Annotated in this window: 16 protein-coding genes and 1 CRISPR repeat array; all 16 genes read right to left on the bottom strand. The window is 34.6% G+C overall.

The genetic code is table 11. The features are described from left to right. Positions 1 to 3,183 precede the first annotated feature (3,183 nt). The 16 genes from H2O64_RS04615 to H2O64_RS04540 all read right to left on the bottom strand — a co-directional run bounded on the left by H2O64_RS04615 (position 3,184) and on the right by H2O64_RS04540 (position 21,735). A complete protein-coding gene (locus tag H2O64_RS04615) occupies positions 3,184 to 3,867 on the bottom strand; it encodes a hypothetical protein (protein ID WP_187560975.1) in 684 nt (227 codons plus the stop codon). Between the two features lie 9 nt (positions 3,868 to 3,876). Beyond that, positions 3,877 to 6,057 (bottom strand): TIGR03986 family type III CRISPR-associated RAMP protein, encoded by a 2,181-nt coding sequence (locus H2O64_RS04610; protein WP_187560974.1) that lies wholly within the window; start codon positions 6,055 to 6,057, stop codon positions 3,877 to 3,879. After that, positions 6,054 to 6,497 (bottom strand): TIGR04423 family type III CRISPR-associated protein, encoded by a 444-nt coding sequence (locus H2O64_RS04605; RefSeq protein ID WP_187560973.1) that lies wholly within the window; start codon positions 6,495 to 6,497, stop codon positions 6,054 to 6,056. Before H2O64_RS04605 ends, H2O64_RS04610 begins: the two co-directional genes overlap by 4 nt. Beyond that, the gene (locus tag H2O64_RS04600; protein ID WP_187560972.1) at positions 6,487 to 7,797 is read right to left on the bottom strand and encodes an RAMP superfamily CRISPR-associated protein; all 1,311 of its coding nucleotides are present in this window, start codon (positions 7,795 to 7,797) and stop codon (positions 6,487 to 6,489) included. Before H2O64_RS04600 ends, H2O64_RS04605 begins: the two co-directional genes overlap by 11 nt. Continuing rightward, the gene (locus H2O64_RS04595) at positions 7,794 to 9,197 is read right to left on the bottom strand and encodes a hypothetical protein (RefSeq protein WP_187560971.1); all 1,404 of its coding nucleotides are present in this window, start codon (positions 9,195 to 9,197) and stop codon (positions 7,794 to 7,796) included. The genes H2O64_RS04600 and H2O64_RS04595 overlap by 4 nt, the downstream gene beginning before the upstream one ends. Then, complete coding sequence (locus tag H2O64_RS04590) at positions 9,194 to 9,745, bottom strand: RAMP superfamily CRISPR-associated protein (protein WP_187560970.1); 552 nt, start codon at positions 9,743 to 9,745, stop codon at positions 9,194 to 9,196. The genes H2O64_RS04595 and H2O64_RS04590 overlap by 4 nt, the downstream gene beginning before the upstream one ends. After that, positions 9,742 to 11,136, bottom strand: coding sequence for a Cas10/Cmr2 second palm domain-containing protein (locus H2O64_RS04585; protein ID WP_187560969.1), 1,395 nt, complete (start codon positions 11,134 to 11,136; stop codon positions 9,742 to 9,744). Before H2O64_RS04585 ends, H2O64_RS04590 begins: the two co-directional genes overlap by 4 nt. An 872-nt stretch (positions 11,137 to 12,008) precedes the next feature. After that, positions 12,009 to 12,998 carry an SMODS domain-containing nucleotidyltransferase gene (locus tag H2O64_RS04580; protein WP_187560968.1) on the bottom strand — a complete coding sequence of 330 codons (990 nt, stop codon included), beginning with the start codon at positions 12,996 to 12,998 and terminating at the stop codon, positions 12,009 to 12,011. Then, positions 12,985 to 13,935 carry an AAA family ATPase gene (locus tag H2O64_RS04575; protein ID WP_187560967.1) on the bottom strand — a complete coding sequence of 317 codons (951 nt, stop codon included), beginning with the start codon at positions 13,933 to 13,935 and terminating at the stop codon, positions 12,985 to 12,987. Before H2O64_RS04575 ends, H2O64_RS04580 begins: the two co-directional genes overlap by 14 nt. Before the next feature lie 2 nt (positions 13,936 to 13,937). Further along, positions 13,938 to 14,450, bottom strand: coding sequence for an HORMA-1 domain-containing protein (locus tag H2O64_RS04570; RefSeq protein WP_187560966.1), 513 nt, complete (start codon positions 14,448 to 14,450; stop codon positions 13,938 to 13,940). Between the two features lie 10 nt (positions 14,451 to 14,460). Then, on the bottom strand, positions 14,461 to 15,426 hold the full coding sequence (locus tag H2O64_RS04565; protein ID WP_187560965.1) for a CBASS oligonucleotide cyclase: 966 nt from the start codon (positions 15,424 to 15,426) through the stop codon (positions 14,461 to 14,463). A 352-nt stretch (positions 15,427 to 15,778) separates the two neighbouring features. Beyond that, a complete protein-coding gene (locus tag H2O64_RS04560) occupies positions 15,779 to 16,675 on the bottom strand; it encodes a hypothetical protein (RefSeq protein WP_187560964.1) in 897 nt (298 codons plus the stop codon). A gap of 23 nt (positions 16,676 to 16,698) precedes the next feature. Further along, a complete protein-coding gene (locus tag H2O64_RS04555; protein ID WP_187560963.1) occupies positions 16,699 to 17,847 on the bottom strand; it encodes a S1 family peptidase in 1,149 nt (382 codons plus the stop codon). A 184-nt stretch (positions 17,848 to 18,031) separates the two neighbouring features. Beyond that, a CRISPR array of direct repeats spans positions 18,032 to 18,558; the repeat unit is 36 nt; unit sequence GTTTTCACGGCGTCAAATGCCAAGTACTTTCAAAAC. A gap of 176 nt (positions 18,559 to 18,734) precedes the next feature. After that, positions 18,735 to 19,367 carry a response regulator gene (locus tag H2O64_RS04550; protein ID WP_187560962.1) on the bottom strand — a complete coding sequence of 211 codons (633 nt, stop codon included), beginning with the start codon at positions 19,365 to 19,367 and terminating at the stop codon, positions 18,735 to 18,737. Beyond that, complete coding sequence (locus H2O64_RS04545) at positions 19,364 to 21,187, bottom strand: sensor histidine kinase (protein ID WP_187560961.1); 1,824 nt, start codon at positions 21,185 to 21,187, stop codon at positions 19,364 to 19,366. The genes H2O64_RS04550 and H2O64_RS04545 overlap by 4 nt, the downstream gene beginning before the upstream one ends. 23 nt (positions 21,188 to 21,210) lie before the next feature. Beyond that, positions 21,211 to 21,735, bottom strand: coding sequence for a hypothetical protein (locus H2O64_RS04540; RefSeq protein ID WP_187560960.1), 525 nt, complete (start codon positions 21,733 to 21,735; stop codon positions 21,211 to 21,213). Positions 21,736 to 21,746 lie beyond the last annotated feature (11 nt).

Here is a 21,746-nt window from a genome sequence, read left to right as displayed (position 1 = left end):
GGGTTTTCACGGCGTTAAATGCCAATAGTTCACAAGAAACTTCTTTACTCCAAACTCCAGCGCGCCAGCTGGCTACTTCGCTAAATAGGTCTACAAGACCTATTTTTTACGCTCGTTCCCAACGTTAAATGCCAAGTACTTTCTAAACTTTTAAAAGGAATAACCAATGAAAGCACATACAAGTTTTAACGGCGTCATGTGCCTAGTACTTTCAAAACCTTCTACAAAAGAAAGTACAATTGCCGTGCCTTGGTTTTCACGGCGTCATGTGCCTAGTACTTTCAAAACGACAATAGTAGGTAAATCTGAATATGAAGTACGGTTTTCACGGCGTTAAATGCCAAGTACTTTTAAAACATCTCAAAATATTGTTTTATATCTGTAATATATTGTTTCAACGGCGTGATGTGCCAAGTACTTTCAAAACATGTCATGAAAATCAGGGAATAACGCACCAGAGGTTTTCACTGCATTAAATTTCAAGTACTTCATAAACAAAACAAATACTATTGGTCATTCGCGAGGTGTTTTCACGGCGTCAAATGCCTAGTACTTTCAAAACAATACCTCAAGAACTATCAGATGATCCAGTGCAAATGTTTTAACGGCGTTAAATGCCAAGTACTTTATAAACCTTAAAATAAACGCAATACTCCAAATAGTGGATAGGTTTTAACGGCGTTAAATGCCAATAGTATAAAAGAAACTTTTGTACTCCAAACTCCAGCGCGCCAGCTGGCTACTTCGCTAAATAGGTCTACAAGACCTATTTTTAACGCTCGTCCCCAACGTTAAATGCCAAGTACTTTTAAAACTGATAAACAAGATCTTTAAGTTAAGAAATTTATTGTTTTCACGGCGTCAAATGCCAAGTACTTCTAAAACTTATTTAGGAGCAATTTTATATTTACTTGGAATTTGTTTTCACGGCGTTAAATGCCAATATTTTCAAAGAAACTTCTCTCCTCCAAACTCCAGCGCACCGGCTGGCTACTTCGCTAAAAAGGTCTACAAGACCTTTTCTTTACGCTCGTACCCAACGTTAAATGCCAAGTACTTTCTAAACAATGATTTATAACCACAAAAACATGTTAATTGGTTTTCACGGCGTCAAATGCCAAGTACTTTCTAAACAGAAAGTTAAATACACAGAAAAACGCGTCAAAAAGAGTTTTCACGGCGTTAAATGCCAAGTACTTTCTAAACTGAATAAATACGAAAAGAAACAAATATTCTTCACTGTTTTCACGGCGTTAAATGCCAAGTACTTTCTAAACGTGGGGGAATTCAGATTATCTAATGGAGAATGGAAGTTTTCACGGCGTTGAATGCCAAGTACTTTATAAACACGCCTAAGCTGATTCAAACGGATTACGAACTCATGTTTTCACGGCGTTAAATGCCAAGTGCTTTATAAACCCGTACTTTTCTTAATCTCAACAATAACAGTGCTTCCCAAGTGTTTTAATATTTCCATTTTGCCCATATTATGCAAAGGTTCAAATTATCATAGAACGTTTTTTATTTCAAGTTCACTTTCAGCTTCAATTTCAATTTCAAAATGCCCACGCGCCAGCTGGCTACTTCGCTAAACAAGGTATACCATACCTTTTTTTACGCTCGTCCCCAACGTTAAATGCCAAGTATTTTCAATTTCATTTTCAGCTTCGATTTCTAAAGATTCCCGCCTGCGCGGGAACAAGGTTTTCACGGCGTTAAATGCCAAGTACTTTATAAACGCTTAGACCACTTTGATCTGAGCACAGCAGTAATGTTTTCACGGCGTTAAATGCCAAGTACTTTATAAACTTAAGGGTGAAGATGCTTTACTGACAAAACGATAGTTTTCACGGCGTTAAATGCCAAGTACTTCATAAACCACATAATCATCTTCTTAGTGCTGATGTTACTAGTGTTTTCACGGCGTTAAATGCCAAGTACTTTCAGTTTCAACTTCAATTTCAATTTCAGCTTAAAATGCCCACGCGCCAACTGGCTACTTCGCTAAATAGGTCTACAAGACCTATTCTTTACGCTCGTCCCCAACGTTAAGTGCCAAGTACTTCATAAACAGCAAAAATGAAGATTTTTGTTAGAGACTCAAATGTTTTCACGGCGTTAAATGCCAATAGTTTACAAGAAACTTTACTACTCCAAACTCCAGCGCGCCAGCTGGCTACTTCGCTAAATAGGTCTGCAAGACCTATTCTTTACGCTCGCCCCCAACGTTAAATGCCAAGTACTTTATAAACTCGAAGCAACAATACGTTATGACTCATCCTACTTGTTTTCACGGCGTTAAATGCCAATAATCTCAAAGAAACTTCTTCTTCCAAACTCCAGCGCGCCAGCTGGCTACTTCACTAAATAGGTCTACAAGACCTATTTTTTACGCTCGTCCCCAACGTAAAATGCCAAGTACTTTCCAAACACTTGGAAAGAAATTGCACCTGGAGACAATGGTTAGTTTTCACGGCGTCAAGTGCCAAGTACTTTCAAAACCCGTAAATTTTCAATCTCAGCAATAACAATACTTCCCAAACGTTTTAACATTTCCATTTTGCCCATATTATGCAAAGGGTTAAATTTCCATAGTTTTTTAAAAGTACATTTTGAGTATAATTATACTTCATATTTTCTCTATAATTTTTCAATTTCGAGTTCAGTTTCAACTTCAATTTAAAAACCCCACGCGCCAGCTGGCTACTTAGCTAAATAGGTCTACAAGACCTATTCTTTACGCTCGCCCCCAACGTTAAATGCCAAGTACTTTATAAACACTACATACATCTTTGGCAAGGTTCCCTTTATAAGTTTTCAACGGCGTCAAATGCCAAGTACTTCATAAACAAGAAGCTAAAGAACAAGAAGAAGTTATTCAAGCGTTTTCACGGCGTTAAATGCCAAGTACTCTCTAAACTTTCTTCAAAGCAAAGACTAGAAGATACGGTAAAGTTTTCACGGCGTCAAATGCCAATACTACAAAGAAACTTTTCTACTTTAAACTCCAACGCGCCAGCTGGCTACTTCGCTAAAAAGGTATACCATACCTTTTTTTAACGCTCGTCCCCAACGTTAAATGCCAAAAACAGCTTTCAGATTCGATTTCAATTTTAGCTTTGATTTAAAAAGATTCCCGCCTTCGCGGGAACTAGGATGTCAAAGAACGTTTTATTTTAGGTTTTATGCGGTTATTAAACAGCCGTAGCCTTTGCTTTTACTGGTAGCAATAGCCGTTAGTGGTGGTAATAACATATTTATAGCGAATGTGAGTTGTACGCCGCGCTCAAAGAAAGTACCGTGTGGTTTGTAGGTGCGAAAGTTGGTCGGTGCGCTTATGTTTTGTATTTCCAAGGCAAAGTCTGGCAGCGAAAAACCTAGTTGCTTGTGTACCAATTCATAGATATTATTTTTTAAACGCGTTGTAATGTCGTCAATGTCTTTCCACAAATCGTGTATGTTTTGATAGGTTTTCCGTTTGCTATGCGGAAATAAGTAGCGTTCTATGTGATAGGTTTTCGGCGTTTTTAATAGCATAGGCGTGTAATACGCGGTTTGCTGAAAGGTGTTATTTGTGCTTTCAGGATACTTTTTAGCGTAAGCTTCTGCAAAATACGCCACTGCCCACGAAGCTTCTTTTCCAATGCCCGCTAATGCCGCATAACCGCCATCGTTTCTAAATTGTATGACAGGATATTCCGAATCTTTATTATGAAATAAATGATATAATTCGGGATGATCGGTTTGTTTTACCGCATCCAATACGTCGCCTTGCCACTTTCCTGTTCCTAAGGAATACGCGGAATGTTCCGTGATGGGAATGGGACGATCATAGAATGTAATTTGTGTAATGACTTGTGGTGACATAATTTGCGTTTATTGGTTAAAGTATGCTATTAATTTTTCGGCTGCTTCACTTCCGATCCATTTGATGAGATCATTTCTTTTGTTTTCATTAAAGAAAGTCTTGCGATGTCTTGGTGCTTTTTTATTTCGTATTTGAATGATGATACTTTTCAAGCTTTCCAATGCTGTTTCGTCAGTAATAATTTGATCATTTCGCATTGCCAACCAAGCGTTCATTTTTTCTTTCAACACTCCATAACTAGTAACTTCTGAAATCCAGCTGGTTAATCCTTTTGCTAGAATACCATCTATTTCATCTTGTTTCTTTTTTGCTTCTATAGTGGCATTATTTTCATCGACAATTCTTTTCGCTTTTGCCAAACGCTTTTTTTCGGATTCCACAAATTGATTGATGTTTTCCATATATGCAGTCGGATATACCAACGGTTCCGTTCCTAAAAAGTGTGTGAATCGTGGCAATGCTTCTTTGGCTTTTTTAACTTTAGGAAATTCTTCTAATTCCAAATAGGCAAGCTTTTTTCTATGCTTTGAGAATCGTGCCATGGCAATCAATTCTTTTAATTGCTCACTTTTAGACCAAGTGCCCGAAAGTGTATTGTGTATCCACCACGATTCCATATACGCTCTGAATGCAAGGATGGAATTTCGACGTACGTTTTCGTCCATTTCAAGAGCGACTGCGACTGCGCCATATCCGTAGGGTTTTGCCATTCCAATCCCGTGATGACATGCTTCAACTTCGTTAAAAGTGAGCGCACACACTAATGCGCCTAATTCTACAGGCAATAAATTATGATATACGATTTCGGTCGTAAATACAGTTCCTGCTTTTAATGGTGTAAATGTGGTTGAGAATGCTGTTTTAATTGTTTCTTCATCTCCAACATGTTTAATCGGATAGCGTTTTCGTCCAGCCAACGTTGCACCATTGTCGTATGTTTGATACGTTCCGTTAATTTGAGTGGTTTTCGAATGTTGAAATTTTTGTTTAAGATAGAAAGGATAGAAACTCGCTTTCGGACCACCCAAAACCAATGTTTTTGGGGTCAATTCTTGTGCATTTTCAACTGCAAAAGCATGTTTGAAACTGACTCTTCCTTTGTTACTTTCTTTGTCTATTGAATAACCAAATAGTGTTTCTACAAAATCATTCCCTTCTAGTAAATGTCCTTTTGGAATTAAGTCTTTTATTCTGTTTCTATAAGGCAATTTATACAACATGGACAATCCGAAATGCATTATATTGTTATTGTCATCTAACTGAAGAAATATGGGAACTCGTCCTCCATTTGCTAAAACTTCTCGCCAATGTTTCCAATCGGTCGTCATTTGTTTCGGATCGTGATCGTAATAGGCAAACAGAAAGTCTTCTATCAAACGATCATCTACCTTTACACCAATTGCATCCGGTTCCCAAAAGATAAATTCTTTGTTTTTACCTTGCCATTCTCCATCTTTATATTCACGTTTTGCAGGTTGTCCTGAAAATACAAGTGTTCCAGATTGCGCATCTTTTTCATTTGGATGAATCTTATATTTTTGTTGTTCAAATCTTTCTCTTTTTGGAATTTTCACAAAAGCATTCTCTAGTTTAAGCTTTTTATCATGTAAAAGTTTATACTTTTTCAGCGCAGATTTATTTTCTCCAGTAACACTTGGATCAAATTCTTCTCCGAAAATCTCTTGAAACTTTGTCTTAAAGTGTGTATCAATTACCTTATGCTCAATACGCCCAATACTATTTGTACTGTAGTCAATTTTATAACATTTATCATCTTCATCTTCATCATAATACAACCAACCACCTTTATTTTCTCTAGCAAAACTTTGCTTATCATAGATTCCACTATTTTCCCAATCACGCTGACTAAACCGATGATCGTTTACTTTTTGAAGCTTTCCAAATGATAGTATTTCCAACACATTGGCAATTGTTCCTTTGATACTGCTTCCAGGAATGCAATAGCGATTGTTGTGTCGCATAAAGCTAAATTCTTGATGTCCGCTTTCTTGTGTAGCTGTACATTCACCTCTGACAAAAATTGGTGTTTTTGCCGTGATGTTTAGTTCAATGACTCCAGATACTGCTCCTTGTAAAGGAACGTCTTGACTTACGGCGTCTGCCCATTCGGGAAAACATACGTTTTCGTTTAATGGTACAAAGTTATAGGATGATGTTACGATGCTCATGAGTTGATTCCTTTAAAGATTTGATGACTATATACATATTCTGAAAAATCAGGCGAGCATGTATCTGCTACCTGCTTAAATACTGGAACGAAGTGAAGCGTTTTAATTCCTTTTCCTTCTTTACCTTCTAATGCTTTGACCGCAGGAACTGTTTCTGTGGCTTCCAATGCATTGAAGTTTTCACTTTTGTAACAATAATAGATTCCGTCAATATGTTTGATGGTCAGACTGATCGTTTCTTCAGTATTTACCAATAAACCTTCTATAATAAATGGAATGTTTGTGGTAAAATATTCTCTAAAAACAACTGCTTTTTTATTGAAAATAAAAGGCGCACTTTGATCGTCTTGCCATAGGTAACCGCTCCAAGACAATTCAGTATCATCAAGCAAGTCCCATAATTCTTCTGTTGTTATCTGTTGTGTACTATTAGTTTCCATGTGCTGTTACTTTTAAAAATCCGTTTCCGTTTGTGGTGTTTCCGCCTAATGCCAATTGACCGTATTTTAAATCTGCAATGGCTTTCTTGAATGCTTCCAAGGTTTCTGGTGCGATGTTTTCTTTTGGATGCAGCCAAATTTTTAGACAGACAAGTTCGTTGATGGCATATACTTTTTCAGAAAAGAGCATTTTATCGAGTGTTCCGCCTGTAAAGCGATCTATACTATTATGTTGAAAGATCGTTTCGGCAATAGCCGTTTCCGGAATGCACACATCTTCTATGATTACACTTCCAATATGTCCATCTTCGTTTTCAGAAGCACTTCCAAATAAGGTTTCTAATTGTGCTTGTGCGATTGTTTGCTGTTTTGCATAATCACTTAAACTAGCTGATTCAGTAGCCCAATTATACGCAGGACATAAATAATAGAAGGTTCGATGTCGTAAGACTCCTTTTATGGATGCACCAGGAATTATATACTGATCTTCCACTTTGACACCTTCATGATTGCTTTTCCAAAGGATTGCTTTTTCGATCACATTCGCCATATTTACCTCATCATCACCATAACCTGCGCCAGTGTGAATGGCATCCGTGGTAAACATAAATTCTTCATGTAGTGTAAAAGCAGTTTTTGTTGCTGTCGGAATAAATTCTTTTCCATGAATAGCCGCATAAGGTGTCAACTCAATGAAAGCTTTTAAATCTTCTGGTTGCTTTAAATTAAATTTATGCTGCATGACTGTTATGGGTTTCACGCGACCTAATCCGTTGGTGACCTGACTTCCTATTAAGAAATCAGCCGTATACAATAGGTTTAGCATTTCTTCCCAAACCGTATCAATTGCTTTTGAAGCTTCTAACTTTAGTTGCAATTGAAAACGACTTCCTGAATGTACAATCGCATTGGTAAACTTTCCTTTATCTACTGCAACTCCCAAATGATTGATGCGAACATGTTCTCTATTCGGAAGTATTTGATATTGTTTTAATAGATGATCTTCAAAAACCGAATTGTCTATCTGCGTATGTATCTTTCCTTGACTATTTACCAAAAGTGCATCACTTACAACTAAGGAAGAACCCAGATTTCCGTTATCAGCATCTTTTCCTAAATATTCTTTAGCTTCTTTGGAAGCCAACGATTTGATCAATCCTTTTAAAGAAGTTCCTGGAATAACAGGTAAATTATTAAAATCTCTGCGTACTTGTGTATCGCTGTAACTGCTTTCCAAACCACTCGCAATACAGAGCGGACTTTGCAATTCGAGGGTAATATGTGCTACGTATTTGATCATGTTTGTAAGGTTTTAGGAAGTTCAACAGTTATTTTTAGTAAGAGTTCCATACAATTTTCTTGTTCAAGAAGTTCTTCAATTAGCGCTACTTGTTTTACATTCCAATTGGCATTGGCTTTCTGTCGTAAGTATCCTGTTGTTGATTTTGAGTCTAACAACGCTTTCAATGTTGCTTTTGGTGTTTCTGAAGCAATGGCTTGTAAGATGTAATGTCGAATCGTTCCCCATTGACTTTGTGAAGTGTTTTTGAATACTGTTTTATGCTTATTGATAAAATCCAGCGTTTCGTCATACGTATCATGATCTTTTACAACGTTCTCGTGTTTTTTGGCTAGCAATTTTCCAAATTCAGTAACAACCGTTGAACTTAGATCGACAACTTTATAATCGCTTTCAACGATCGTTTCAGAGTTAAGAAATGAAGGATTTACTAATATCTGTCCAAAACCTTCCGTTTTGTGTACGCCTACTCCATCTTTTATGGTATGCGCCGTCATTTCTATTTCTTGACCTTCATTACTACTTTTAAAGACAAGAATACTTCCTTTGGCAACTGCCAAACGATCTGCATCGGGCGTTCTTCTTTTGGAATTGTAAGTGTTAAATTGTTTGAATCGTATGTGTGAAGCTTTTACATCCAATTGCGCATTTTCAATTCCAAACATTTTGGCTGTAAGCTTAGTTGTGTAGTTACCAACTTCATTTAAGAATATCAAATCGCTTACGGCATATACTTTTAATTGGAAATTTTTTTCTAAAACTAGGATCGGGTTTACAGTTGGCTCTGAAATTTTAATTTCTATCCGTCCAAATTCTCCTTTGGAAGTTCCGATATAGTGTTGTCCTTGTAATTTTAGAATCGCTTCTCTTATAGAACCAGTCGGTTCATTTACTGTAATGGTACTTTGGAATACAATTCCTCTTTCTAGGTAACTATAGAGATACATGCTTTCATCTTTTGATCTTCTTTTTTCCAAATCTGGATCTCTAGCCGATTTCAATCGTTCGCCCATTGGAAGCGTAAAAAGTGATACGTTACCATCTGAAATAGTGATGTATCCAGCTTTTTGTTGTTTCTTTTTATGTGTTACAGGAGAAAAAGTGAGTTTGGCTTTTTCGGTATCATTTTTTTCTTTGTATAGTGAAAAAGGAACAGGCATTCCAAGTGTGTTTTCATTTACAGGATAGGCATTTCCGTAACGGACATTTCCTGAATGAAATAATTGATATAAGGTATCTTGATCATCTGCTTTTAAGTCTTTGTAGCATTCTTTGGCTAATAATCCCAATAGTTTAGCACCAGAAATATAGTCCACTACATCCGAGCGCGTTTCTGAACCAGATTGCGTTCTTAGTACTAAAGGTTCTTTTGCTGTTATAGTTACGATGTATTGTTTCATTTGTCTGCTTTTATTTTAATTACACAACTTCCCAATCCTTTGTATCGATCTTTCCCTACTTCTTTTATCAATCCTGCCATCATTATTAGATCTTGTTCTAAGTCTTCTTTCGTAGTTGCTTCGGGAAGTGTATCAATGGTTATCGTTCCTTGTAATTCCATTGGAATAACTACTTTGGAAGTTCGCAATGAACGCTGCTTTGCTTGTTTCGTTTCTTCTTCAATCGCAGTATTGGTGATGGTATGATATAGCAAGTATTGATGTTCCTTTGGAATTGCTCCATTGAATCTTGCCGTATTGAATTTTATCTTTCCTTCCTTGGTTTCACTACCAAATAATCGATTCCAGATTTGATATGATGTTGTAAGTGCATTACAGCTATGTAATATTTCCAATTGTTCTCTAAAAAGTCCTTTCACTGCTGTTCCTCCAAATATGGGCAATCCACTTTCTTCTATCGGACTGTTGTTCACACCAATACTTTGTCCTTCTTTATCTTGATGAAGCCAATACGAATGAAACGTGATGTTGTATGCGAGTGTTCTCATGAGTCTATAAATTTTTGAAGGTTCGTCAATGCATATAAATAAGGTAAATCAAGCGGTTCGTTCTCCATATTTTTTATGAATGCTGATTCTGATTTGGGAAGTTTGGCGAGCATTCGCCTTTTCATGAATGCTGCTTGTGGATTTCCATTGATTCGTTGTGATAGATAGTTTTCAACATCAGCGCGTGGAAACTTGTCCGCTTTTGTTTCCGCTACATCTTTTTGGAATTGAATGAGTTCTTCAATTGAAAACGGTTTTTCATTGTAAAATGCTGATTCTCCGTTTAAAGAAAGTTCTGTTTCTATGATACGATCATAATCGCGTGCATAGGTATTTCGAACTCTGTGCATCCGAATAGCACTGTATTTTCGATTACTTCCTTCTTTCGCCGATTTGCATAAGTTTTCTACCAAATCTGCCGTGTAATGCAATGGAAACTTTTGTTTGGTAAATGCAATGCCTGCACAAGCCGTTAAGCCGATATCTTTGAGCTGCTTTATTTTTTCAGTTTCCGCTTCAAAAGTCGTTAGATATACTTCTGTAAATTTTAACGCTTTCTCTGCTTTGATGATGATGGTAATGTCATCGCCGCCAATAATCACAGGACGAAATGGAATACTTTTATTCTCCGCAGTTGCGGCGGTTTCGATCGGAAATGTTTCTTTGATCGCAGTTTTTAGAGCATTGATCGTTGCCGCTTCTAATGCCAATGAAAATGATTTCAGTACTGAACTTCCATTGTTTTCTTTTAGCATTGCATTGACAATGTTTCCAAGTCCGTTCGCATCTATGTGAATTAGTGCCATGTAACTTTGCTCGGAAGCAATGTCGTCAAGCTCTTTGGGAAAATCAACTTGGAGATCTTCCAACTTTTTCAGCAATAGCTTTCCATCTTTATAGCTATCCTTCTCAGTTGTGGCTAAGTCATAATGGGTATTAGTGTTAGATTGAATTTTTCCTGTGCGTTGATTTCGTTTCACGCCCATGAATGCCAATCGATTATAAAAAAAAGGCTGTTGTTTTTTGGAAACAATCGTTGCGTTTAGAGCAGTTACTTCTTTTTGTGTAATTTCTTTAGTTGGTAAACTATGTATGGCTTGACAGAATTTGAGTTCAGGATATGCAAGCGTGAGTTTTTTTGTAAACTTCGCATAGCATTCTTTGAATTCAGGAAGGTCATTATCTGTTATTGAGAAGATACAACGCACATTTCCTGCTGCTTGTAAGAGAATAACAGCATCTGTAAGATAGGCTTTGAAATGCTGTTGAAATTGTGTTTTGCACACCGTTTCTACGATTTCGCTTGCGCCTACGATTTCTCTAAGCTTGTTGGTTTCAAAAATAAATTCTTGAATGCTGTATATCGATATTCCGTAGTAGTAGTTATTCATGATTTTTGTATTGAGTGTTCATCGTTGTGTTGTTTGAATATTAGACAGTTACAAGAAACTGCTAATATCAAAACGATTCCATACCGTGAGGAAGGTATTTTTTTGGGAGGAGATTTTCAATATTCTCATTGTAAAGAAAATTAAACCGACCCCGACGAAGATACGGATGACTAGTTTTCACGGCGTCGAATGCCAATAGTTCACAAGAAACTTTTTTAATCCTAATTCCAACGCGCCAGCTGGCTACTTCGCTAAATAGGTCTACAAGACCTATTTTTTACGCTCGTCCCCAACGTCAAGTGCCAAGTACTTTCAAAACAGTCTTTAGCCAACGCTTCGCATTAATATCAAAGTTTTCACGGCGTCAAGTGCCAAGTACTTTCAAAACAATGACGATCTTCCTATCTTGTTCGGAAGTAAAGTTTTCACGGCGTCAAATGCCAATAATTCACAAGAAACTTCTTTACTCCAAACTCCAACGTGCCAGCTGGCTACTTCGCTAAATAGGTCTACAAGACCTATTCTTTACGCTCGTCCCTGACGTCAAATGCCACTTACTTTTAAAACGATGTTATTATTTTTGAAAATGATAATGGTACGAGTTTTCACGGCGTCAAGTGCCAAGTACTTTCAAAACTCGACGCTCAAAACAGTACAGAAAAAATTATAGAGTTTTCACGGCGTCAAGTGCCAAGTACTTTCAAAACAGGTCACGAAGAACATGCATTCACGTGTTTTCACGGCGTCAAGTGCCAAGTACTTTCAAAACCCGTAAATTTTCAACCTCAATAATAGCAAGGGTTTCAAAGCATTTTTTTATTTCTATTTTGCCCATATTATGCAAAGGGTTAAATTATCATAGATCGTTTTTATTACTTTTTCGGGAAATATTCAGTCCAAGCATTTCTGTCTTCTTTAAGGTTATGTAAAACATCTTCCAAGGTATTTTTAATTTGTTTTTTTTCTGAATTAGAAAGTTGGTCTGTTAAACAGAAATTATCATTATCTGAAGCATTGATTTTTATCTTTAAAATGTTATCTACCATAAATTTTAATACTTTAATCAAGTGTAGATTTAACTTTTTAGGCATTTTCGATTTTTGAAATGCTTTTTTGGTAAATTCATTAACCAGAATAGATTTTAAAGGTAATTCTTGTGTCTTTACCAATAATTTTATCAGTGTAATAACCTTTATTATTTCATACGGATAATCTCCAAAATCTCTTTGTATATGAGGATATATTTTTAGTTTCTCTCCATTCCTTGAAGGATTATAATTTTCATGTAAATAATATTCATTTTTCCCTTTTACATAATCAGTTCGTCTTGCAGGCACTATATCAATAGTTTCTTTTTTATCATTAATATTATAAATCAAACCAATAGAGACTCTTTGTTTTCTTACAATCACATTTGAGTTAGAATATTTATGTTTCAAATAATTATACACAGCATAGTACATGTCTTTTTCATTTTTATAACTATCTGTTTTAAATTGAATTAAAATATCTAAATCGGAATATCCATTTAGAGAAGTTCCATGATCAAAAGAGCCTTGATACCTTATATTTCCTAATATAGCATACCAAAACTTTTTACCCAAAAATTCCTTTATTCGTTTTCCTTTTTCTAGTACTTTGTCATATACATCATCAGGTTCATAATAATCTAATACAGATTCTAAATATTTATTTAAATCATCTTCATTTAATACTTTTTTACCTGTAAAAATGTAAGCTAAAAATTTGATGAGTTTATAAATAGCTGCCCCTACAATTGCTACTAAAAATAAAAATATCAGTAGTGCTTTAAGATCAATACTTCTTTTTGGAATTTCCTCTTGTTTTTTAGATTGCTGCATTGCTCGCGTTATCTTGAAATGGAGGTGTTGGAATTATTTCCCTAGCAATTTCTTTAGCATTCTTAGGATTTACAGCCTCATTTGGATATGCGTCTAAAACTAAAGAAGGTAATAGTCGTTGCGTTAAATCAGAGAATGTAAATCCATACGCTCTTTTATCAGTTTCGCCTGTGATTTCCACAATATCATTGATGTCATTATCAGTGAAACCAAGTTCAGTTAATGGTTCTTTTAATACAGATAGTCTTTGTTCTTTATTTGGTCTGCCAAATTTTAAGATATCAGCGGCTCTTCTTTTTATTGCAGGGTCTAAAGAGTTCAAGCGATTCGTACACATTATAACTGCTGCTGGTAATTTGCCATTAGCAATTCTATCAATTCCACGTATAAAAGCATTTACTCCAGCTTTATCTTCATGGTGCATTTGGTTACTTTCGCGCGATTGAGTCAAAGCATCTGCTTCGTCTACTAGAAAAATTACAGCACCCCTAGATTTACCCGATGGATTGTTAAGTTTTTTAGCTTTTTCAATGGCATGATCAAATGCCGTTGATATGAGTTTTGTCATTTCGCCAACATGACCTTGCCCTCTAGCTGATAAACTTAAAGGCAATAAAGTAATATCTATTTTCTCTTGTCTCGCAACAGCGTCACCAATACATGTTGCTAATTCTGATTTACCAGATCCAACATCTCCTTCTAAAATAACCAATGGTGGTCTTCTTAAAACAATATTGGATATACGTTTTGCATTAGGATGATATTTTTTTATCCAAGATTTAATTCCTTCAGGATTTATTAAAAGGCTTAGGATTTTAGTCATACGACTCTTATGATTATCTAATCCAACCAATGCGTTGAGTCTATCTTGAAATTCAAAATCTGGATATATAATTGCTTGTTCAAACAAGCTTTCTGTTGATGGTCTTGTACTCATATTTAATATTTTTTAATAGTGAAACGATTTAATGATTTACTTCCTGAAGTGTATGTTTTGTCTTGCGACATATAACCATCTACACCTGGTTCAGCGGCTCCCGTTCTTCTAAAGGGTAAATTATCCTGATAATTATTTATTTGATCTGAACTTAAATTATACCATGCTGATGATGGGACTAGATAACTGTGAAAAGATGCTCCATCTACATTGGCATTAGGAATTATTCTTCCTGGATCATCGTCATCACCTGATGAATTTGCTAAGTCTTGGGCTGTATATCTGATTGTTGGTTCAATCCAATCTCCATTTCTTTGAAATCCATAGGTGACAGTATCTAAATAACCATCTTTTAGAAGTTGTGTTATTTCTTCTTCTAAATCGGAAATATGACTATCTGATGGTTGACCACCGTGAAACCTTTGCATTCTTTTTAAATCTGTTGCTACTTTAGCTGCTAATTTTTTAGCATGGGTAATTGTGAAATTATTACTAAACGAATTACTAAAACTCATAATTTATTTGTTAAATGTGAAATGATGGACCAAATACTTTTTTCCAGTAGTAAATAGTATTTTCTTTTGTAGTAGCCGCTAATGCAGCATCGATAGCATCGCCTGCATCTATTGCAGCATCAACGACTAAATCTGCCTGAGCGTCTGTATACAATTTTGCTGCATTGTTTTCTTCATTGACTGGATCAATCATTTGAACTGGTTCTGAAAATGAGCCAATATCACTGTACGGATAGTAATCATTAAATGAAATTTGTTCTCTAAAGTCTTTGGTTGCTATATAGGTGAAAAAGCTTTGTAAGGCTTCTGGATAATCCGAAAAGTCTTGACCATTATCTGCAAGTTTTGCAAAAATGAGTTCAATCATAAATGACTTGAACTTGAAATCAGGGTTTTCACTTTTTATATTTTTCGCCCAGTATTTTGCAAGTCTTATCACCTGAGCAAAATGAGTGTTATTTTTTGATTTCCGCGCTCTAATAAACTTTATATGTAATGGTATATTAGTTTTTAAAAACGAACCATCATCTTGACTAACAAGATTTCCATACCAATCAGGATCATCATAATAAAGTATTGGAACTATATCTACATCTAACCCAGTTCCTCTAAAAGAAACTTGAACAGAATATGTTTGTGGAACTACTTGATCTGGACTAAAATTAGGAAATGCTTTTCGTAGCTTTTCTGCCAAAAAATCTAATAATTCTTCTATACTAGCTGGAGCATCATCTGCCTTGATATAACAACCAATATCAATATCACTAGTTGATTTTAAAGCAGTGCCTTTTGCAAGACTTCCAGAAATAAGCATTCTTTTTAAGACAAAATCTGGATGTTCATTTAAGTAATTCTTAAGCTTTTCTCTTAGTCCATTTGCCTGTGCCCGATATTTTTTGGCTTTTTCACTTGGTAAATTAATTGTATTTACCGCCCAATTTGCTATGTCTCTATGTGAAACGTGTTCTCTTCCCATAATTTTAATGTATTATTTTTATGAGGACAAGAACGTCACATTTGGAAGGGTTTTCAATACCTTGATGAAGGTATATTGAGTAGAAGACTTATTCCTGTGTAGGCAGGAATCTCTTAGGCATTTTTTATTTTGGAATCAGTTTCTTGTAAAGTTTTCAAGTTCAAGTTCAGCTTCAATTTCAATTTCAAAATCCAACGCGCCAACTGGCTACTTCGCTAAAAAGGTCTACTAGACCTTTTCTTTACGCTCGTTCCCAACGTCAAATGCCAAGTACTTTTAAAACCCGTACTTTTCGAAAACTCAATAAAATCAACACTTTCAAAAGATTTTAACATTAGATTCCTAACTATTTTTACAACGTTGTTACATCTTTATATAAATTTTGAAGTTTCAAAACAGTCATAGCATTGTTATATAAATTTGGAACAGCTTTGGCATACGTTAATAAGTGTTTGTTTGTTATACTTTTGAAATCAGACTGCCATGACGGAAAGTTCAAATCATTAGAATAATATAAAACAGCAATTCCTTTACTTACCAACTCTTTGGTTAATGGTATCAAATAATCTTCCAAATATGGCTGATCCCATTTTCTACCATCTGCACTTGAGTTATCAAATATGACAAGCTTAAATTTTGTAGGATGCAATCCGCCTTTATTTACCAATTCTTTTCTTATTTCCTCATACGTTAATTCCCTAACATTTACTTCCGTACAATTGAATTGTACTTTTGAGGAACCTTTCATAAAAATTCGTTCTAAATCTTCATTGACAGGTGTCGTAACTTCGTTGATTAACAATATTTGAGACTGACCTCTTAATTTTTTATTATCTTGTTCAGAGTTTTTGATATGCTGTATGGTTCTAATTTCTGCTTCTCTTACATTATCAATTGATTTTTGAAATTTCTTATTCAATGCTTTGGTTTTCTTGTCTATTTTTCTCTTTATGATTTGATCGATTCCGAAAATGCTTAAAAAAGTCAAAAGCAATGTTAGTAAAAATCCCTGTAATCCCACTTTAGTAATAAATAAATCATTAATTCTATTCTCATTATCCATTGTCCTTTTAGTATTCTCAAGAATGTCTTTATTTATAGAGTTTACTTCTTTGTCTATTCTTTGTTGCACTATAATTTCAGAAGTAGTATTGGTTTTTGGTAAAACTTCTTGAGTTTGGTTTGTGTCATGTTGCGCAGTTAGTAACATTACAAAACTTACAGTAATGATGAATATTGTTTTTTTCATTAGATGATATATTTGGGTGAAATTTATTTTTTGTCTGGATGAATTCTATAATTATACTTTTCCCCTAATTCTTCTAGTAGCTCAATAAGAAATAATACACTAACTGCGTAATTTTTTCTATATTCCGTGCGTTCTTCAGAAGTTCCTGCATAGTGAATTCCCAATACTTTTCCCGTTGTAAAGTCTAATAATGGGGAACCTGAATTTCCTCCCCAAGTCGTGCAATCATGGTAATAGATATATTTCGAAATACAAGTTCCAAAGAGAGCTCCTGGCGCAAATTGTTTTACCTCAGATACACCATTGAAAAATGTAGTTCTTAATTCTTCATTATCGCTACATGCTGGATAACCTACTACATAGATATTTTTTTTTATATTTTCTTTTTCCTCTTCAGACTCATCTTCTATGTCCTCTTTTAAAATTGATAAATCATAGGAAATTTCCAATCCTTCTGGCAACTTCTGTCCTTTATAATTTCGCTTTTGAACTCGTAATAAAGCGATATCCAATTCGGAATTTTTAGCAATGTGCAGTACTTTTTTAATATCAAACTCAAGAGCTTCTCCTGCATCTTGCTCTTCTTTGAAATCAATTTTAACGCCAACTGGACGTCTCATATAATTTTTTTTAAATTCAAATACACCTTCTGATTTCTTTTTAGCAAAATGTCTAGCAACATGCCTATTGGTCACAATAATGTCTGTGTCTTTTAATAACCATCCCGTTCCTGCCCATTTTCTTCTACTATCACCTGTGATTTCAATACGTCCAATTGCAGGAATTACTTTAGAAATTGTTTCTAAGTTTTCTTCTATATGTTTTTCCCACGAAGTAGTTATTCCAATATTAATTTGATCGTTATTGATTAAAAACACGGGACGATCTACTGTCTTAATAATACTTTGCTCAGCACGTTTGTATAAGTCCATTTCTTCGGCTAAACCGTCAATGGAAGAATTGAAAAGCATATCAATTATATGAGCATCTTCTTTGTCATTTAAAAATGTTTTAAGGCTTTCGAAAAATGTTTCTTCTGTTTTAAAGTTAACATTACGTTCTATACTCCCAATAATTTCTTTATTTTGATAGTATGCCTCTAAATTAGCCAAGACTTCTTTTGGAGATTTTGGTATGTTTTCGTTGTCTGAAGTTTGTTGTGTTGATTCCATACTACTTGTTTTTAGTTGATGACAAGTACGTCATGAATCGTAAAAATGACAATACCTTGATGAAGGTATATTTTGTTGATTTAAATTTTAGCCTCCTTTGTTGTTAGATGGAATGTTTTACTAGTGCTTATTTTTACAAGTAATTTAAATACTTAAAACCAATTAAGATGAGTAATTCAGTTTTGTTTTCACGGCGTCAAATGCCAAGTACTTTCAAAACAATAAACAAATTATAAATCTTTAAAACAACAAAAGTTTTCACGGCGTCAAATGCCAAGTACTTTCAAAACAAGTACTCACAAAAGAAGAACAATCTAAAATCGTTTTCACGGCGTCAAATGCCAAGTACTTTCAAAACTTTGTGGTTATGGAAAGTAGTAAGCAATACTTCTTGTTTTCACGGCGTCAAATGCCAAGTACTTTCAAAACACGAGCTCCAAGCTGGTAACATTAACAGGTTAAAAAGTTTTCACGGCGTCAAATGCCAAGTACTTTCAAAACCATGGAAGCATTCGAGTATTATGACTTGCGCGAAGGTTTTCACGGCGTCAAATGCCAAGTACTTTCAAAACTATCAACAAAGTTGGAGAAATCGTAAACATTGAGGTTTTCACGGCGTCAAATGCCAAGTACTTTCAAAACCTGAATGACAACATTAGTGAGTACTCCATTCTTGTTTTCACGGCGTCAAATGCCAAGTACTTTCAAAACCCGTAAATTTTCAATTTCAACAATAGCAAGGATTTCAAAGCATTTTTTCATTTCTATTTTACCCTTATTATGCATTGGTTCAATTTTCGTGAGTATTTAAAAGAGTATTTTTTAAGTCTCATTAAAGTTAACATTTTCTATATAATTTTTAAATTTATAAAGGTTTTCAGTTTGTTTTAATCAAAATCATAACCTCTATTCAATACATATTTTAGTAAAGCATCACGACCTTCTAAATTTAGTTTCACTATCATATTTTTACGATGTGTAGTAACTGTATGTTCACTAATGATCAACTTTTCAGCGATTTGTTTATTACTTAGACTTTGACCGATGAGCTCTAAGATTTGATTTTGCCGTTTGGTTAGCTTATCCTCTTTTTTTATGTTGGCAGTAGAATTTTCATCTTCAAATGGTAAATCAGAATCATAATATGTTTTCCCATCATGTACTTCTCTGATTGCTTGTAAAAGTATCGGTAATTTTGCATTTTTAAGTAAATAGCCTTTTGCGCCAGCAGCAATCATTTTATTATAAAGTTCACGCTTTCTAAACATGGTAAACGCAATGACTTTAATATGTGGATATTTTACTGTGATTTGTTTGGTAGCTTCTATTCCATCTAAGATTGGCATGCGAATGTCTACAATGACAACATGAACATGTCTGTTTTTCTGTTCTAACAGCTCTAAAAGCGCTTTTCCATCATTTACTTTTCCAATGATTTTAATGTCATCTTCAAATCCAAAAAAGAGATCAATTCCATCAATAAGACTATTATGATCTTCTGCAATTACAATATTAATCATAGTGGTATTTCAATTATAAATGTGGTTCCTTTATTTTCAGTTGAATCAATCGTGAACTTACCTTTTAATTCTTCTGTTTTTTTCTCTATGCTGTTTAAGCCTAATCCTTTTTGTTTTTTTAATTTAGTTTTATCTAATCCAATACCATCATCTTCCACAATAATTGTGATTGACTTTTCACCTGCGGTAATATCTACCGAAACTTCAGAAGCTTTTGAATGTTTTACTGCATTGGTTATAAGCTCCGTTGTCATTCGACGCAAGTCATTTTCAATAGATATGTTGACAATATTAGCCGTTCCATGACTTTGAACTTCGACTGATAATTGATTACTTTCGTTCATAATAGCGGCATATTCTTTTATAACATCTACCCAATACCCAGAATTTTGAGACGCTGAATCTTCTAAATGTGACATGTTTCTGACTTTTAGATAGGCTTCATTTATTAATTCTTGTGTTTTAGACATGAGTTTGTCTTCTTCTTGTTGAAAACGATCTTTACTTACTTTTAGATTGTCAAAACATTGCTGAATGGCAATAATCAAATGTCCTAAATTATCATGTAATTCTCCTGCAATGCGCTGTCGTTGCTTGTCTTTTTCATCATTTCGAGCGTCGATGGCTTTGATCTCTTTTTCTTTCTCAGCAAGTTGTTTTTCTTTTTCTGCTAATAATTTTTTACTTCGATAATACAATATCCAAATAATACTTATGATAATTACCGCAATAAGTACGATCAATACAATTATAAAATTCTCTCGTTGTTTGATTCGCTCTGCATCCAAAAGCAAATTTTTTTCAGACAGTTCTACCGTTTCCAATAAGGTCAACATGGTATTTTGTTTGGAAATATTCACGTGATCTCTATAGGCAACCATTTTTTCATAATACACAAAAGCAGAGTCTATATTCCCTAAACTTTTATGATTTAATGACAAATAATGGTAGAGTCCTATTTTTCTGTTAAAAACATTTTCTTTGATTGGTAATTTTTCAGCTTCTTTTAATACTTCAATTGCTTCGTTATATTTTTCTTGTAGTGTATAATTAAACGCCTTCGTTCTTAGAGAAGAATCCAAGCGATCGGGCGAATTCATGAGTTTTGCAAAGTGCATCATACTATCTAAATAAACTTCCGAAGTTTTAAAATCTTCTCTATCTCTATAATATATTGACTTGTAATTGTAGAATCTATATTTAGCTGAAATCGTTCCAAGTGCATCGACATAGTTTTTTGCTTTATCCAAATGAAATTCCATTTCTTCATTTGTCATTACGGTATCCTCTAATCTACTGAATACCAAGTGTGCTATTGATAATTGTAACGTATCTTGAAGTTTCTCTGCATTTTTAAAATATTCTTTGGCATAATATATTCCATTGTATTGTAAATGATTCTGAGAACTTAATGTGTAATACAAATCATAGTTGACTTCATTTGCCATTTTTTCATTTCCTGTAGCATGAAACAACTTTTGTGCTTTCAGTTTCAGTTCGTATGCTTTTTCTTCTTGATTACTGTAGCGATACGCATCACCAAGCACATAATAATACCATGCTTTGTATTGCTGTTTGAGTGCTGTCGTATCTACTTTTTTTAGTGCACCAAATGCTTCCTGTAAGTTTCGTTGATGCGTCTGTAATTTTCCAGCATAATACCAATACGCATTGCTGTCTTTATTAAATGTGAGTAGTTCGCTTAATTCGCCTTCGACACGATTGAATTGCTGATTCGTCAATAGAGAATCTAATCGAGTAACTTGTGTAAATGCCTTTATAGACAAGAATAAAAAAGATAGCGTAAGTAGGTATTTCATGATTTTCATTTTAATGTAGTAATTTACGACATATTTATGGGATCTATCACACCACCACCTGCTGTTTTTGGTTCCTCGTTTACCTGTATATGTATCGATTTCCCTGCAATAAAATGTTGTAGGATTTCTAAATCATAGACGTATTTTTTTGTATCAGCATTAAATGAAACATGATGTTGCGTATAAAAACGATAGATATCTGTGTGCCATTCATCAAAATCTTCATCGTGTAATGTGATGACGAAGATTTTTTCTTGTGGAAAATCGGTGTTTTCGAAAACTGAATCTAATGGTCGTGTATTTTCATCCCATATTGAGCTTTCTGCTACAAGTCTGTTGCGATCCGTAGGATGTCCATGACTGTAAACGATTAATATACATGGTGTATTTTCACTGGAGATATCATAACAATCTTTGAACTCTAAATTATAATCATTTCCAGATTCCGATAAAGTAATCTCTGGAATATCCGTTCTCATTTTAATTTCATTGTTTTGGGTGCAATACGTTCCTCTTGTGTAAAATGTTTGTTTGTGTTCTGAAGCCATTTTTTCTAAAT

Source organism: Kordia aestuariivivens, assembly GCF_014397005.1.
GTDB lineage: Bacteria > Bacteroidota > Bacteroidia > Flavobacteriales > Flavobacteriaceae > Kordia > Kordia aestuariivivens.
This window is presented reverse-complemented; position numbering and strand designations above follow the sequence as displayed.